Here is an 18,028-nt window from a genome sequence, read left to right on the forward strand (position 1 = left end):
TGTCCTCTGACTCACCTTAGATTGTAACAAACAAAAAATCATATAGTCAAATTAGCTATCACGGATAATTTTTGCTTATCCATGTCTGTCTATTTAGAAGAGGGAGCCCAATGAATCTTAAGGACTTTTATTATTTTCTTGATCTTAGTCAACAGCAATCCTTTACTGGGGTTGCTCAAAAACACGGGATCAGTCAACCATCCGTTTCCTATGCGATTAAACGACTAGAAAAGGAATTTCACTGCCAATTAATCGTGCACGATCCTTCTCACCGTACTTTCAAATTGACGCCCCAAGGAGAAATCTTGCTACGACATATTCAAAAGGTCTTACCTGAGATTCAAGGGGCAAAAAAAGAGATTCTACGGAGTCTCTCTCAATTCAATACGATTGGTTTCCCACCAATCATCATTGACTATCTTGTCCGAAAACAACCCGCCTTTATCAGTAATATTGCAGCTCTTCAAAGTATCCATCCTGTTCAAGAAGGATCTGTCGAACTTTTGGAATTACTTTCCAAAGGAGAGCTAGATGCTAGTTTTTTGGGGAGTTTGGAACCGATTAAAGACCATCGCTTTCAGGTAAGAGAAATGGCCAAACGAGATCTCTTCTATATCCTTCATCACAACCATCCACTAGCCTCAAAAAAGGTATTACAATTTTCAGACGTCATCGATGAAGATTTTATCATTCCAGATGAGCACTTTGTTCATTTAAAAGCCTTTGAACAGTTGAATGAGCGTTATCACCATAAGGCTACCCCCTTCTTTCAGACAGATGATATTCAACTTCTAAAACAACTCCTTCGGAAACAAGTTGGAATTAGCTTACTAGCCGATCTTGCACTAACAGATAGTGAAGAAGAACTAATCGCGATTCCGATGGCAGAAAATGAACGGATTAGTTTTTACGTTTCACTAGTTGAACCAAAAGAAAGTAATCTCAAACCGGAGGTCATCCAATTCTTTGAAAAATTACTAAACTAGTCGCCGTCTTTGTTCTTAGTGCTAATGCAGAAACATAAATAAAGTGACTAGCTAGTATTTTTTACGACAAAAAAATATAGTAGAAATACCAATAAAATAAGGATTCCTGAAAATTGGTAGGAATCCTATTTTTTCGTGAGTTTTGTGTATTTAAATTATTTCATGTATATTTTTCTTGTTCGGTTTTTTATTAATAACTAGAGATATGAAAATCCCAAAAACCTTGATTAATATGCCATTGATAAGTATTTAAAAACCGGTATCAGAAAAAAAGTTTATTAAAAGGGAAAGTATTTTGAAAAAATATACTATTTTACGTAAACAAACTTTAACTTTAGCTTCTGTTGTTTTAGGAACTGTCTTCACAGGAACGACTATTGCTTCTGCTGATGACGTTGCACCTGCAACAAATCAAGCTGCTCCTGCAGCTCTTCCCAAAAATTGAAAAGAAACTCTCCCTTCTCTTTCGAGAAAGGAGATTTTTATTTTATGGGTGTCCGCCAGGTGCTCCTCCGCCTCCAGGCATAGAATTGACGATTTCAGTTTGTTTTTCACCATTGAGGTAGATATCTCCACCTGTGTAGGTCGCTGTTCCGTCAAAGTCAAAACCAGATTGACCAGTCATTTTGATGGTTCCTCCATTAACTGTGATATTCCCATTTGAGTCAATTGGATCTGTGTCCCCTTGGCCAACTTCAACTGTCAAATTCCCACCATTCATAGTAAAGAAGATTTCGCTTTGTTGGGCATTTTTGTTGGCTGCATTGACACCATCATCTGTTGAGTAGATGGTGATATCCCCGCCGTTAATAGTGATTGACTTACCTTCAAGCCCTTCTGTAGAATTCTTAACTGTGTAGGTTCCACTATCAATAACCAAATCACCTGAAGCGTGGATACCATCATCACCAGCAGTAACAGTAATAGTATTATCAGAGAGATACATGGTTCCAACAGATGTATCATCATCATTATCGGCCTTGACTCCGTCTTCCTTGGCATCGATGGTCATGGTTGTTCCAGTGATGTTGAGCTCATCATTGACATTAAAGGCATCTCCAACTGCTGTGATGTTGTAGGTTCCACCTGTGATGTGAAGCGTGTCGTTAGCCTTGATAGCATTGTTTTTCTTGCCATCTACATTGAGAGTCCCTTTACCATTGATGGTCAAATCTACTTTAGAGAAGAAGGCTGCATCGGCCTTTTCATCGCTATTAGTAGCAGAATCTGACAAGCTATTTGTAGTTCCATCTACTAGGGTCACATAAACATGACCTGCTGATTTTGCAGAAATAGCAGCATTGGTATTGGTCATAGTCACACCGTTTAGTACGAGATGCACATCATCTGTTTTTTCAGCTTCAATCTTGATTTGAACACCATCAGATTGTCCAGAAATCACATAGGTTCCTGACTTAGAAATTGTGACGGTAGAATCTGATACGGCAACTCCGTCACCAGAAACAGTTGCAGATGACCCTGACAGCGTTACAGTTGCTGCCGTCTTTTCATCGTAAGAAGTATCATAGTCTTTATCCGTAAAATAGCTAGTTTTCTTAGCGTTTGTAGTTGATGTAGTGGTTGTTGCGGTATTGCTAGTTGTTGTATTTGAAGTTGACTGGGTACAAGCTGTCACCAGTGCTAGAGTTGCTATACTCGTTAATAAGAATGTCCATTTTTTCGCTTTCATGATCATTTCCTCATCTTTCATTTACATGATTTTAGTCTACGGGACTTTCCTAAAAGAAGCCTAAACTTTTTCTGAAAGTTTTCTTAACCCCATCCGAACTTCATTAATAATCATTATTTATGGTACAAAAAAGAACAGCATCTTGCTGTTCTTTTAATTTTCTTTGACTGGAATTTCTTTGATAACTCGTGCTGGGTTGCCTGCCAGAACTACATTATTACCAAAAGATTTAGTAATGACTGCTCCTGCTCCTGCAATAACATTATCACCTAAAGTAACACCCGGTAGGACAATGACACCACCACCTGCCCAGAAATTTTTCCCTATCGTAATGGGTTTCCCAAATTCTATCCCAGAATTTCGTTCATTCGGATCAAGGGGATGAAGGGGTGTTAAAAATTGACAGTTAGGACCAATCATGGCATTGTCTCCTATGGTAATCGGACAAACATCCAACATGGTTAAATTCCAATTGGAATAAAAATTTTCTCCCAAATGAATATTGACACCATAATCCACCACCAAACGAGTATTGACATAGAGATTTTCACCAGTTGAGCCAAACCAGCCTTTGATGATTTCCATACCTTTTACTGGATCGACTTCTGCATTAAAAGTTGCTTGATTTTGTCGTGCTATTTGTGCTAGAGCACGAAGTTCTGGATCGAACGGGTGATAGGGTTCTCCCGCAATCATTTTTTGATATTCACTTTTCATAGTTTGACTTCCTTGTTTGCTTTACAAGATTGTAGCATAGTTCTATCCTTTAGACAAGCAGCAAAGAGATTAAAAAAACTAGTACATCTTTAGATGTACTAGTTTTTAATTAGAAAGGTGACTTTCTCACTACTTTACAGAGTTTATTAGTCTTCTTTCTTTTTACGAGCGATAAGTCCAAATCCACTCAAGACACCTACTAAACCAAGGGCAGCAAGACTAGCATGATCTTCAGTACCAGTATTTGGCAATTTAGGAGTATTTTCCTTAGCTGGAGTTTCAGAAACTTGAGCTGATGTAGCTGGGGTTTCTGGAACTATGGTTGGTTTCACATTTGGTGTTACTACTGAATTTGGTGCTGGCACCGGAGCTGGTGTTGGCACTGGTGCTGGCGTTGGCACTGGTGCTGGTGCTGGTGTTGGCACTGGTGCTGGTGCTGGTGTTGGCGTTGGTGTTGGTGTCACTTTCTTCTTGTAGATGTGTTGGACATTACCATCTTTATCGACAACTGTCTTCACAAATTCATAACCTGGAATATCTTTCTTAGGTTGTTCGCCATCTTCTGTTGGGTTACCTGGAATTGGTTTACCATTTTCATCAACATATGAAGTTGTTATTTTTTCGTAGACATGGACTGTATCCCCGTTAGGCAATTTCTTAGTTTCAACGAAGCGGTAACCTGGGATATCTTTCTTAGGTTGTTCACCGTCTTCTGTTGGGTTACCTGGAATTGGTTTACCATCTTTGTCTACAAACGTAGTAACTGGGGTTACAGTTGGTGTGTAAGTTGCAGAAATTTTTGTTCCGTTAACATCTTCACGCACAACTGTCACTGATGGAGCAGTTCCAGTAAATTCTGGTTCTGGTTTAAAGGTTACTGTTCCATCTGGAGCTACTGTGTATGTACCAACTCCTTCAACAGTCTTAGTTGTTGAACCATCTTCAAATGTAGCTGGGACATCATTATTCATAGGCACATCTGGGTTACCTGGTGTGAAGGTTGGTGTACCAGATTGTTCTTTACCTTTTGGTCCAATAGATGTAGCTGGTTCCGCTGTTGGTGTTACTGGAGTTACAGTTGGGGTGTACTTAGCTGTAACTGGCGTACCGTTCTTGTCAACACGTTTAACAGTCACGCCTGTTCCTGTTCCTGTGAATGATTTTTCTGGTACGAATGTAACTGTTCCATCTGGAGCTACAGTATATGTTCCTTCGCCTGGAATGACCTTAGTTGTTGAACCATCTTCGAAGGTTGCTGGCACATCATCATCCATCGGCACATCTGGGTTACCTGGTGTGAAGGTTGGTTTGCCTGTTTGTGTCTTACCTTGGATATCTGTTGATGTTGCTGGTTCTGCTGTTGGTGTTACTGGAGTTACAGTTGGGGTGTACTTAGCTGTAACTGGTGTACCATTCTTGTCAACACGTTTAACAGTCACGCCTGTTCCTGTTCCTGTGAATGATTTTTCTGGTACGAATGTAACTGTTCCGTCTGGAGCTACAGTATATGTTCCTTCGCCTGGAATTACCTTAGTTGTTGAACCATCTTCGAAGGTTGCTGGAACATCATCATCCATCGGCACATCTGGGTTACCTTCTGTGAAGGTTGGTTTGCCTGTTTGTGTCTTACCTTGGATATCTGTTGATGTTGTTGGATCCGCTGTTGGAGTTACTGGAGTAATCTTAGGTGTGTATGTTGTTTCAGCCGGAGTGCCGTTGGCATCTTTAGCTTGAACTTTAACCGGAACTACTTCACCTGAGTAAGACTTATCAGTTGGTGTAAAGGTTACAACACCTGTTTCTTTATCAACTGTGAAAGTACCGATTTCTTTCCCTTCTGGTGATTTAGCAACTACTGATGCAGCTGGTTGACCGTTTTCATCAAGGAGAGTAATGGTATCCTTGTCGATTGGTGCTACTGGATCACCTTCTGTAAAGGCTACTGTACCAGTTTGAACTACACCTTGAGGTGCTTCTGATTCAGCTGGTGTTGCGGTTGGTGTTACTGGTGTTACTGTTGGTGTGTACTTAGCTGTTACAGGTGTACCATTCTTATCTACACGTTTAACAGTTACGCCTGTTCCTTTACCTGTGAATGATTTTTCAGGGACAAAGGTTACAGTTCCGTCTGCTGCTACTGTGTAAGTACCAACGCCATCTACTGTCTTGGTAGTTGAACCATCGTCGAAAGTAGCTGGAACGTCATCGTTCATTGGCACACGGCTATCGCCTTCAGTAAATACAGGTTTACCAGTTTGTGTAGCACCTTGGATATCTGTAGTTTCAGCTGGTGTCGCAGTCGGTGTTACTGGAGTTACAGTTGGTGTATAAGTTGCAGAAGCTTTGGTTCCATTCTTATCTTCACGAACAACTGTCACTGCTGGAGCAGTTCCAGTAAATGATTTCTCAGGAACAAAGGTTACCGTTCCGTCTGCTGCTACTGTGTAAGTACCAACGCCTTCTACTGTCTTAGTTGTTGAGCCATCGTCAAATGTTGCTGGAACATCTTCGTTGATTTCAACAGTTTTCTCAACGCCATCAACAGTCACAGTTCCACCCTTGAATTCAGGTTTACCTGTTTGAGTTGCACCTTGAATGTCAGTTGTTTCTGCTGGAGTTGCAGTTGGAGTCACAGGTAATACAGTTGGTGTGTATGTTGCAGAAGCTTTGGTTCCGTTCTTATCTTCGCGGACAACGGTCACGGCTGGTGCAGTTCCGACAAATGATTTCTCAGGAACAAATGTCACAGTTCCATCTGCTGCTACTGTGTAAGTACCAACACCTTCAACGGTCTTAGTTGTTGACCCGTCGTCGAATTTTGCTGGAACGTCTTCATTGATTTCAACAGTCTTTTCAACGCCATCAACCGTTACAGTTCCACCTTTGAATTCAGGTTTACCTGTTTGAGTGGCACCTTGGATATCTTCTGTTTCAGCTGGTGTTGCTGTTGGTGTTACTGGAACGATTTCAGGCGTGTAAGTTGTATCCACCTTGATACCGTTTGAGCTTTCAGCTTGAACCTTGGCTGGTGTGACTGCGCCAGTGTATGACTTGTCAGTCGGTGTGAAGGTTACTTGACCAGTTGTAGGATCGATTGAGTAAGTACCGATTTCAGTCGTACCATCAGCAGCATAAGCTGGTGTCGTTGAAACTTCGTTACCATCTTTATCTAGCAATGTGTAGCTATTGTCTTTAATGGTAATAGCTTTATCTTCACCATTTACCTGAACAGTTTTTCCTGCAAAGGTTGGTGTACCTGTTTGAGTAGCACCTTGGATATCTTTAGAAGTTGCTGGGTTTGCTGTTGGAACAGCCGCTACAACAGTTGGTGTGTAAGTTGCATCAGATGTGATGGTTGCTGTCTTGCCGTCTGCGTTGGTAATCGTCGCTGTTGCTTGAACGGTCACACCAGTTGCAGTTCCAACAAAGTCTTTTTCAGGTGTGAAGGTCACTGCGCCTGTAGTAGGATCGATTGTATAGCTACCTTCACCTGCTACTGTTACAGTTGTTTCATCAGTCGGTTGACCAGTTGCTGGATCCACCAATTTCTTGCTAGTGATTTCAACAGTCTTATCGTTACTCAAATCAAAAGTTGGTGTTTGTGTTTGAGGAACATTTTGAATATCCGCAGAAACCTTGTCTGTAGGAGTCACTGTGATTGGTGTGACAGTTGGAGTGTACTTAGCTGTTGCAGTCTTAAGGTATTCATCACGGACGGTACCGTCTTTATCTTTTCCGACAGGAGCTGTTACTGATACGGTAACACCTTGAGCTGTACCTGTGAATCCTGGTTCTGGAACAAAAGTTACTTTACCAGTAGCATCATCAATGCTGTATGTTCCTTCACCTGCCACTGTTACAGAGGTTGCATTGGTTACTTGACCAGTCGCTGGGTCCACCAATTTAGCAGGGTATTCCAAGCTTGGAGTGACAGAGATCTTTTCGCCATTAACATTCGTTGTAGTTGTGTTAAAGGTTGGTGTACCAGTTTGAGTCGCACCTTGAACATCTGTCGAAGTCTTATCTACCCCTTCAATATCCGTTGGTGTAACAGTAGGGATATAAAGACCATCCATGGTATTCAAAACAGTATCTACATTGGCTTCATCAGCTGGGAATTTTGTTGACCAACCCGTATCGTAGCCATTGCTGTCTGAACGACGGATAGAGATTCCATCAGCTGTTCCGAGGAAGTGATCTTCTGGAATGAATTCCACATCTACATCTTTACCATTACCAGTAACTTTGTATTTACCTTGGCCTGGTACGACATAGTAACCTTCCGCATCCAAAGTAGCTTTGTTTCCATTAGAATCAACAATGTAAGGTTCAATTGTTTCATCAATTTTAGCTGCTTCTGTTAGGCTATACCCTTGCAAACCTCGAGCAGTAAAGGCTACAGTTGCAGTTTGCTTCGCCCCTTGAAGACCAGTTGTTTCTTTAAATTCCCCTTTTGGTGGGTGAGTGATTTGAGTCTTAAAGTCTTCAACCTCACCAGAGAAAGCCATACCCGTTGGACTTTCAATCTCCTTATCATTCTTTGCGATACGGATCCGAACACCCAATTCATTGACACTAGGATCAATATAGGTTTTACTCTTTGTAAAGCTTAACGTAGCCGTTCCATCTTGGGTAATAGTTGTTAAATCAGAACGTTCATCTTCATCAAAGGTTCCGTTTTGGTTGAAATCTATCCAACCATAGATGTTAGCTTTTGCTGCTCCACCCGTATGAGCTTCCACTGAAATGGTGTAATTACCTGGACGTGTCCGGTCCATCTTGATCAGCTCATTGGTTTTTCCTTTGAGATCATTTGGAAGTAATTGGTCGATGCCTTCATCCGCAGTGGTCGCTTTATCGTCACCAGTCCAATCAAGGGTATTGTTTTCATCCATATCAGGACTCAAGTGGCCGAGATAAGGTTGGTTTACTTTCTTACCGGTAATCCCATCCACAGTTGCAATTGAATGAACTGCCTTACCGTATGATTCAGGCGCATCTCCTTCATCAAGCGGGAAAAATCCAACCATAGCAGATTGTTTACCACCTGAAGCAATGTAAAGACCGATTTCAGAAGCTCCCTTTGTCATAACAAGAGGAACAGCAACATCACTTGCAGAAATATTTGGTCCGAAGACTCCTGTTCCGAGACCTCCAGTTGTTAAATCAGCACTTCCAAAGTACTTCCAGGCAACCTCTTTTTTGTCTGGTCCAACTTGAGTTGTTCTACGAAGTTGGTCAAGATTAGTTCTAGAGAAATTCATGCCGTCTATATTGGTGGAAGGGTTTGAACCAAATAAATTGTCTGTATTTTGTGGAATAAACGTTCTAGTCCATTTTTTTCCATATTTATACCACTCACCAATGTGTTTCCATCCTTCTCCATTGGTGGTAAACAGAACCAATTCACCAGGGTTAGCTGACTCACCATCTGCCATGACAATGGCAGGTTTGACGGTTTTGCCACGGAAGGTCGCAGAAACTTCAAACTGGATCCCAATGTTCCCGCCGGTTAATTCTGAACTAATAGTAGTTTTCTTAGTTGTACCAGTATCAATCCCCTCGCCTTTAATTTCAGTCCAACGGTTTTGAGGCTCGGCAATAACCTTAGCTTCTTCACCGGCATTAAATTCCGCCAAGGTAAACGGATTTGCATTTCCATTCACATAACCATTTTTAGCGTTTGGATCATAGGTCGCTTTTTCAGCTTCTGTTGCTCCTCGTTCTTCAAGGCGATTTTTGTATATTTCTGTCGCTTGGAAAGGCTTCAAAGATTTTACCTTGATGGTTACCACATAGCCAGGCATAATTTCCTTGGTATAGGTAGCCCCAACTTGGAGGGCAAGTTTGCCATCTGATGTCGTCGTTGTACCTGTCCAGTTAGCTGTATCCCCAAAGTCCAACCATGAGATTTGACTCGCCAAATCCGCTGCTTTTATATCTGTTGTGAATCCTGGTTTTTCCACCTTTGGTGTAGAAGTTGCGTCTTCAACGTCTGCACCAATCCCAGTAGCTGTCACTGTATCAGCACGGAAGGCTGTGTTTTTGTCAATCTCTTTGCCATTACGAGGGTCGTTTTTACCTGTATTCGTAATTGAGTTTGTACCTTCAGCTGGTTTTGTGTTTTCTGCAGGTTTTCCAGTTGTTACTTCTGTCTTATCAGCAGTTGCTACTTTTTCTTCAGCTACAACTTTTTCTTTATTTTTTAGTTTAGCATTGACAGTTGTTACAAGCGATTGATAAGCTGCATCTAGTTCAGCTTGACTTGTAGCAGAAGTAAGTGCATTTTTAGCATTAGCAAGACCTACCTTAAGAATTTCAACACTCTCGTCTGTCTTGTTGTTGTACTGACCGTTTGCCAAGTTCGCTTCAATCTCAGCAACATAAGCTGCTAATGTTTCAGTCTTAAGTTCAGGTTTTACCTCAGTTGAAACCGCAGGGGCTGCTTCTGCTTGGTAAGTTACTTCTTTAGCTGTTGTTTCTTTAGTTGTTGCTGCTTCAGCCGCAACAGGAGTTTCAGCTTTACCGACTTCTGTCGTTGCTGCAACCCCATCAGCTTGTTTTTCTTCCGTCACTTCATCGGCACCAACACCTGTGGCAGTTCCGAGCATCACTAACGTTCCTAGTAGGACCGAGCAAACTCCTACATGAAGTTTACGGATCGAGAATCGACTGATTCGGTCGTTAAACAAATCATTTTTCACGATTTTTTCCTCCATTTTCCTTTTGGGAGTATATCTTTTTTATCATTTATGCATTGTTTTTAACAAAATCCTAAACATGCAACTGTCTTATTTATCATGAGGAAGTCTAAAAGCAAAGCTTTTTGCTCACTTTTTTAAAAATGAAATTAATATACCTTAATTCCATAATATTCCTATTTTTTAGGAAAATATACATTACACTGTCATGACCAATACACACCAAAAGAGGGAAGTTTCCCTCTTTTATATGAGTAGATTATTCACTTGTTTCAACAGTCTCTACTAGGACATCCACTTGCTCTTCCTCTTGTGAATCAGCAAGAGATGATTCTTCATTACTCGCTAGTGGTTCAATGTTACGGTAGCGAGCCATACCAGTACCAGCTGGGATGATCTTACCGATGATAACATTTTCCTTGAGACCAAGGAGATGGTCTTTCTTACCACGGATAGCTGCATCTGTAAGGACACGAGTTGTTTCCTGGAAGGAAGCAGCTGACAAGAAACTATTTGTTTCAAGTGAGGCTTTTGTGATTCCCATTAGGACTGGACGACCTGTTGCTGGAACTCCACCTGCGATAAGAACATCTTTGTTAGCATCTGTAAAGTCGTTGATATCCATGAGAGTACCCATGAGAAGGTCTGTATCTCCTGGATCCATGACGCGAACTTTACGGATCATTTGACGAACCATTACCTCGATGTGTTTGTCACCGATTTCTACCCCTTGGCTACGGTAAACTTTCTGTACTTCACCTAGAAGGTAAGTTTCAACTGACAAGACATCACGTACAGCAAGGAGACGTTTTGGTTGGATAGAACCTTCTGTCAAGGCTGCACCGCGAGAAACTTGGTCTCCAACTTCTACACGCATACGTGCTGTAAATGGCACAACATATTCGCCTTCTCCAGTTTCACCTTTAACAAAGACTTTCTTAGTACGAGTTGAAGCATCTTCTTCGATTGCTGTAACTTCCCCTTTGACTTCTGTGATGACCGCTTCCCCTTTCGGATTACGGGCTTCAAAGATTTCTTGGACACGAGGAAGACCTTGAGTGATATCGGTATTTGAGGCAACCCCACCCGTGTGGAAGGTACGCATTGTAAGCTGTGTACCAGGTTCCCCGATAGATTGGGCAGCGATTGTACCAACTGCTTCACCGACTTCAACAGCATCACCAGTCGCTAAGTTAATACCATAACAGTGACGGCAGACACCATGACGAGTGTTACATGTAAATACTGAGCGGATCGTTACTTCTTCGACACCAGCATTGACAATTTCACGTGCCTTGTCTTCTGTAATCAATTCATTTGGACCGATGATAACTGCACCAGTTTCTGGATGCTTAACAGTTTTCTTAGTGTAACGACCATTGAGACGTTCTTCAAGAGACTCAATCATCTCTTTACCTTCAGTAATAGAGCGAATCAAGAGACCACGGTCAGTTCCACAGTCATCCTCACGGATGATAACATCTTGGGCAACGTCAACCAAACGACGAGTCAAGTAACCTGAGTCGGCTGTTTTAAGGGCCGTATCGGTCATACCTTTACGAGCACCGTGAGTTGAGAAGAACATTTCGAGTACTGACAAACCTTCGCGGAAGTTTGAAAGGATTGGCAATTCCATGATACGTCCGTTCGGAGCAGCCATCAGACCACGCATACCGGCAAGTTGTGAGAAGTTTGAGATGTTACCACGGGCACCAGAGTCCATCATCATAACGATTGGGTTCTTAGGATCTTGGTTGGCAACCAAACGTTTTTCCAATTTTTCACGGGCAGCACGCCATTCAGCTGTAACAGCATTGTAGCGCTCGTCATCTGTGATCATACCACGACGGAATTGTTTTGTGATTTGTTCTACACGTTTGTGTGATTCTTCGATGATTTCAGCCTTGTCTTCAACAACTGGGATATCGGCAATACCCACTGTCAAACCTGCAAGAGTTGAATGGTGGTAGCCGAGGTTCTTCATACGGTCAAGTAGGGCAGATGTTTCTGTCGTACGGAAACGTTTGAAGATTTCAGCGATGATATTTCCAAGGTTTTTCTTCTTAAATGGGGCGTTAATTTCAAGTTTGCTAATAGCTTCCTTGATATTTCCACCTAGTGGCAAGAAGTACTTATCTGGAACACCTTCTGTCAAGTTCGCATTTGTAGGTTCTTGCAAGTAAGGTAGGCCTTCTGGCATGATATCATTGAAAAGGATTTTACCGACAGTTGTAAGCAAGATTTTGTGTTTTTGCTCTTCTGTCCATGGTTTGTTGAGGCTATCTGTTGCAATACCAACACGCGAGTGAAGGTGAACATAACCATTACGGTAAGCCATAACAGCTTCGTCACGGTCTTTGAAGACCATTCCTTCACCTTCACGACCAGCTTCTTCCATGGTCAAGTAGTAGTTACCCAAAACCATGTCCTGAGATGGTGTAACAACTGGTTTACCATCTTTAGGGTTCAAGATGTGCTCAGCAGCAAGCATCAAGATACGAGCTTCTGCTTGAGCTTCTTCTGAAAGCGGTACGTGGATGGCCATTTGGTCACCGTCGAAGTCGGCATTGTAGGCTTCACAGACAAGTGGGTGCAAGCGAAGAGCTTTACCATCAATCAAGACCGGCTCGAAGGCTTGGATACCCAAACGGTGAAGGGTCGGTGCGCGGTTCAAAAGAACTGGGTGTTCTTTGATCACTTCTTCGAGGATATCCCAGATGCGTTCATCTCCACGTTCTACCAAACGTTTCGCAGCTTTCACGTTCTGCACGATATCGCGTGCAACGATTTCACGCATCACGAATGGTTTAAAGAGCTCGATAGCCATTTCACGTGGCACACCACATTGGTACATCTTAAGAGTTGGACCAACGGCGATAACAGAACGTCCTGAGAAGTCAACACGTTTACCGAGCAAGTTTTGACGGAAGCGTCCTTGTTTACCTTTGAGCATGTGGCTCAATGATTTAAGCGGACGACTACCTGGCCCTGTGATTGGACGACCACGACGACCATTGTCAATCAAAGCATCAACTGCTTCTTGAAGCATACGCTTCTCATTTTGAACGATGATACCTGGGGCATTCAACTCAAGCAAACGAGCCAAACGGTTGTTACGGTTGATAACACGGCGATAAAGATCATTCAAGTCAGATGAGGCAAAACGGCCACCATCCAGTTGCAACATTGGGCGAAGATCTGGTGGAATAACCGGAAGGATATTAAGAACCATCCATTCAGGTTTATTTCCAGACTTGTAAAAGGCATCCAAAACATCCAAACGACGGATAGCTTTGACACGTTTTTGCCCAGTAGCTGTTTTCAACTCTTCTTTGAGTTCAGCAATTTCTTTTTCGAGATCTACTTGTTTCAAGAGGTCTTGGATAGCTTCGGCACCCATTTTGGCAACGAATGATCCTTGACCATATTCACGCAAGCGTTCACGGTATTCACGCTCTGTCATGATAGATTTGTGCTCAAGTGGTGTATCTTTTGGATCGATCACCACATAAGCAGCAAAGTAGATAACTTCCTCGAGGGCACGAGGACTCATATCAAGGGTCAAGCCCATACGGCTTGGAATCCCCTTGAAATACCAGATATGAGATACAGGAGCTTTCAACTCGATGTGTCCCATACGTTCACGACGAACTTTTGTACGCGTTACTTCAACACCACAACGGTCACAAACAATCCCTCTGTAACGAATGCGTTTGTATTTACCACAAGCACATTCCCAGTCTTTTGTAGGACCAAAGATCACCTCATCAAAGAGTCCTTCACGTTCTGGTTTCAACGTACGGTAATTGATTGTTTCAGGTTTTTTGACTTCTCCATAAGACCATGAACGGACTTTGCTTGGAGAAGCTAGTGTGATTTGCATACTTTTAAAACGATTTACATCAACCACTATTTCTTCCCTTTCTATTTTAAGTGAACTGCTTATTCTTGTTCAGCAGCTTCTTCTGTTGCTTCCGCTTTTGCATTTTCTTCAGCTTCAAAGGCTGCTTTTGCCTCTTGAGCTGCTCTTTCGCGGGCTTTTTCAAGGTCATCTACGTGGATGACATCATCGTCTTCCACTTCATCGAGGTCACGAAGTTCCACTTCTTGATCATCTTCGTCAAGGACACGCATGTCAAGACCAAGAGATTGCAATTCTTTTACAAGAACTCGGAACGATTCTGGAACACCTGGTTTTGGAATTGGTTTTCCTTTTGTAATAGCTTCATAAGCTTTCAAACGTCCGTTGATATCGTCAGACTTGTAGGTCAAGATTTCTTGAAGGACATTTGATGCACCATAGGCTTCAAGTGCCCAAACCTCCATCTCACCGAAACGTTGTCCACCAAACTGAGCTTTACCTCCAAGTGGTTGTTGTGTAACGGTTGAGTATGGTCCGACTGAACGTGCGTGCAATTTATCATCAACCATGTGGTGAAGTTTGATCATGTACATGACACCGACTGACACACGGTTATCGAATGGCTCACCTGTACGTCCATCGTAAAGAATTGTCTTAGCATCACTATCCATACCTGCTTCTTTGACAGTGTCCCAAAGGTCTTCAGAACTTGCTCCGTCAAAGACTGGTGTTGCGATGTGGATACCAAGAGTACGAGCTGCCATACCTAGGTGAAGCTCCATAACCTGACCGATATTCATACGTGATGGTACCCCAAGTGGGTTCAACATGATATCGACTGGAGTCCCATCTGGAAGGTAAGGCATGTCTTCTACAGGAACGATACGAGAGACAACCCCTTTATTTCCGTGACGTCCGGCCATCTTATCTCCTACCTTAATCTTACGTTTTTGAGCGATGTAGACGCGAACCAGCATATTAACGCCAGATTGCAATTCATCACCATTTGCACGTGTAAAGATTTTAACATCACGAACGACACCATCGGCACCGTGTGGTACACGAAGAGATGTGTCACGAACTTCACGAGATTTGTCTCCAAAGATAGCGTGCAAGAGGCGTTCTTCAGCAGAAAGATCTTTTTCACCCTTAGGCGTTACTTTACCTACAAGGATATCTCCTTCTTTAACCTCAGCACCGATACGGATAATCCCCATTTCGTCAAGGTCTTTAAGAGCATCTTCACCAACGTTTGGAATCTCACGAGTTATTTCTTCAGGACCAAGCTTTGTATCACGTGTTTCTGATTCGTATTCTTCAAGGTGGACAGATGTATAGACATCATCTTTGACCAAGCGTTCGCTCATGATAACGGCATCCTCGAAGTTGTAACCTTCCCATGTCATGTAGGCAACGATTGGGTTTTGTCCAAGCGCCATTTCACCTTTTTCCATAGAAGGTCCATCAGCGATAAAGTCGCCTTTTTCAACGACATCACCAACTTTTACAAGGGTGCGTTGGTTGTAGGCAGTACCTGAGTTTGAACGACGGAATTTTTGGATATGGTAAACATCAAGCGAACCGTCTTCACGACGAACTTCTACCTTATCTGCATCTGCATAAGTAACTTTACCATCGTATTGAGCGATAACAGCCGCTCCAGAGTCGTGAGCTGCTTGATATTCCATGCCAGTACCAACAAATGGTGCTTTTGGATCAATCAAAGGCACCGCCTGACGTTGCATGTTGGCACCCATGAGGGCACGGTTGGAGTCATCGTTTTCCAAGAAAGGAATACATGCTGTCGCAACGGCAACTACCTGTTTTGGAGAAACATCCATATAATCAACACTTGATGCTGGATATTCTTGGTTAACCCCTTGGTGACGTCCCATGACAACTTTTTCTGCAAAAGTGCCATCAGCGTTCAATTTAGAGTTAGCCTGAGCAACTGTGTACTCATCTTCTTCATCGGCAGTCAACCAAACGATTTCGTTGGTTACTTTACCAGTCGCACGATCAACCTTGCGGTATGGTGTTTGAATGAAACCATACTTGTTTAAGTGTCCATATGAAGACAAGTTGTTGATCAAACCGATGTTTGGTCCTTCAGGCGTTTCAATCGGACACATACGACCATAGTGAGTGTAGTGCACGTCACGCACTTCATATCCAGCGCGGTCACGTGTCAAACCACCAGGTCCTAAAGCAGACAAACGACGTTTGTGTGACAACTCAGAAAGTGGGTTGTGTTGATCCATGAACTGTGACAATTGAGATGAACCAAAGAATTCTTTGATTGCAGCAGTTACTGGACGGATATTAATGATTTGTTGAGGTGTTAACACTTCGTTATCTTGAACAGACATACGTTCACGAACGTTACGTTCCATACGTGAAAGTCCAAGACGTACTTGGTTGGCAAGCAATTCACCAACGGCACGGATACGACGGTTTCCGAGGTGGTCAATATCATCGACACGACCGATACCTTCAGCCAAGTTGAGAAAGTAGCTCATTTCAGCAAGGATGTCTGCTGGAGTGATTGTGCGAACTTTATCATCTGGATTCGCATTACCGATGATAGTCACAACACGATCTGGATCAGTTGGTGCTACAACCTTGAATTTTTGGAGTACGACTGGTTCTGTCAATACCGCTGAGTCATTTGGAGTGTAGACAATATTGTTCAAGTCACCATCCAAGTGGCCTTCGATACTTTCGATGACATCGCGAGTCATGACAGTACCTTTTTCAACCAAGATTTCACCAGTTTCTGGATCTACCAATGGTTCAGCAATTGTTTGGTTGAGTAAACGATTTTTAACATTTAGTTTCTTGTTAATCTTGTAGCGTCCTACAGCAGCCAAGTCATAACGACGTGGGTCGAAGAAACGAGCTAAAAGCAAGGTACGTGAACTCTCAGCAGTTTTCGGTTCACCTGGACGAAGGCGTTCATAAATTTCTTTCAAAGCCTCGTCTGTACGAGAGTCCATTGGATTTTTATGAATATCTTTTTCTACAGTATTGCGAACCAACTCGCTGTCACCAAAGATATCAAAGATTTCGTCATCACCTGAGAAACCAAGCGCACGAACCAAGGTCGTAAATGGGATTTTACGAGTACGGTCGATACGAGTGTAGGCGATGTCTTTTGAGTCGCTTTCCAATTCCAACCAAGCTCCACGGTTAGGGATTACAGTTGAACCGTAGCCCACTTTACCGTTTTTGTCTACTTTATCATTAAAGTAAACACCTGGAGAACGCACCAACTGTGATACGATAATACGTTCACCACCGTTGATGATGAAAGTACCCATCTCAGTCATGATTGGGAAATCACCAAAGAAGACTTCTTGAGTTTTGATTTCGCCAGTTTCTTTGTTAATCAAGCGGAAAGTTACAAAGATTGGTGCTGAATAACTAGCATCATGGATGCGAGCTTCTTCAAGCGTATATTTAGGTTCTTTGATTTCGTAGCCAACAAATTCCAACTCCATTGTTTCTGTGAAGTTTGAAATTGGCAATACATCTTCAAACACTTCCTTTAGACCGTGGTCTAGGAAATCTTTAAATGAATCAGTTTGAATTTCAATCAAATTTGGTAAGTCAAGAACTTCTTTAATTCTTGAAAAACTACGACGGGTACGATGTTTCCCGTATTGAACGTCATGTCCTGCCAAGATGATTCTCCTTTGTAAATAAAGTTCCAAGCTTAGTCGCCTAAGCTAATAATTATCGTTTAATGGTTCTAAAACCCCTATCAACTTATCCCCCTTGACTAATTTTTCAGAATCTTTAAATCTCTGTTACAGATGCAAAAAATACCGAAAAAAAGCACAAAAAGAGCAGTTAAATCCGACTTTTTTGAGGAGATTTAACTGCTGTGAGCCTTGTCCGGACAATATTTCAGACAAAACCTACGACAAATGATTACTCATATTATACCCGATTTTCTCTAATTTTTCAAGTCCTTTGAAGGATTTTTCTTGCTTTAGTATAGTTGTGGCTTGTTTTCAGAAAAGGTTATTTTCTAGACAACTAGTTGTTGAATAAATAAAACAGGTTCTAT

Annotated in this window: 7 protein-coding genes; 2 read left to right on the forward strand and 5 right to left on the reverse strand. The window is 42.3% G+C overall.

Features of this window, described 5'->3' with window-relative positions:
- Positions 1–110 precede the first annotated feature (110 nt).
- Both ACXYSK_RS08600 and ACXYSK_RS08605 read left to right on the forward strand, forming a co-directional pair.
- Positions 111–986, forward strand: coding sequence for a LysR family transcriptional regulator (locus ACXYSK_RS08600; RefSeq protein ID WP_458625703.1), 876 nt, complete (start codon positions 111–113; stop codon positions 984–986).
- A gap of 295 nt (positions 987–1,281) precedes the next feature.
- Entirely contained in the window at positions 1,282–1,431 is a 150-nt protein-coding gene (locus ACXYSK_RS08605) for a hypothetical protein (protein ID WP_458625704.1), read from the forward strand.
- A gap of 42 nt (positions 1,432–1,473) precedes the next feature.
- Here ACXYSK_RS08605 and ACXYSK_RS08610 read toward each other — a convergent pair whose 3' ends face one another.
- The 5 genes from ACXYSK_RS08610 to rpoB form a co-directional block, all read right to left on the reverse strand.
- Entirely contained in the window at positions 1,474–2,676 is a 1,203-nt protein-coding gene (locus ACXYSK_RS08610; RefSeq protein WP_458625705.1) for a carbohydrate-binding domain-containing protein, read from the reverse strand.
- A gap of 153 nt (positions 2,677–2,829) precedes the next feature.
- Positions 2,830–3,393 carry a sugar O-acetyltransferase gene (locus ACXYSK_RS08615; protein WP_458625706.1) on the reverse strand — a complete coding sequence of 188 codons (564 nt, stop codon included), beginning with the start codon at positions 3,391–3,393 and terminating at the stop codon, positions 2,830–2,832.
- Positions 3,394–3,539: 146 nt separating this feature from the next.
- Positions 3,540–10,097 carry a CshA/CshB family fibrillar adhesin-related protein gene (locus ACXYSK_RS08620; protein WP_458625707.1) on the reverse strand — a complete coding sequence of 2,186 codons (6,558 nt, stop codon included), beginning with the start codon at positions 10,095–10,097 and terminating at the stop codon, positions 3,540–3,542.
- A 256-nt stretch (positions 10,098–10,353) separates the two neighbouring features.
- Positions 10,354–14,004 carry a DNA-directed RNA polymerase subunit beta' gene (gene rpoC / locus ACXYSK_RS08625; RefSeq protein ID WP_458625708.1) on the reverse strand — a complete coding sequence of 1,217 codons (3,651 nt, stop codon included), beginning with the start codon at positions 14,002–14,004 and terminating at the stop codon, positions 10,354–10,356.
- Positions 14,005–14,036: 32 nt separating this feature from the next.
- Entirely contained in the window at positions 14,037–17,639 is a 3,603-nt protein-coding gene (rpoB, locus tag ACXYSK_RS08630; protein ID WP_458625709.1) for a DNA-directed RNA polymerase subunit beta, read from the reverse strand.
- Positions 17,640–18,028 lie beyond the last annotated feature (389 nt).

It is taken from the genome of Streptococcus sp. V919 (assembly GCF_054353475.1).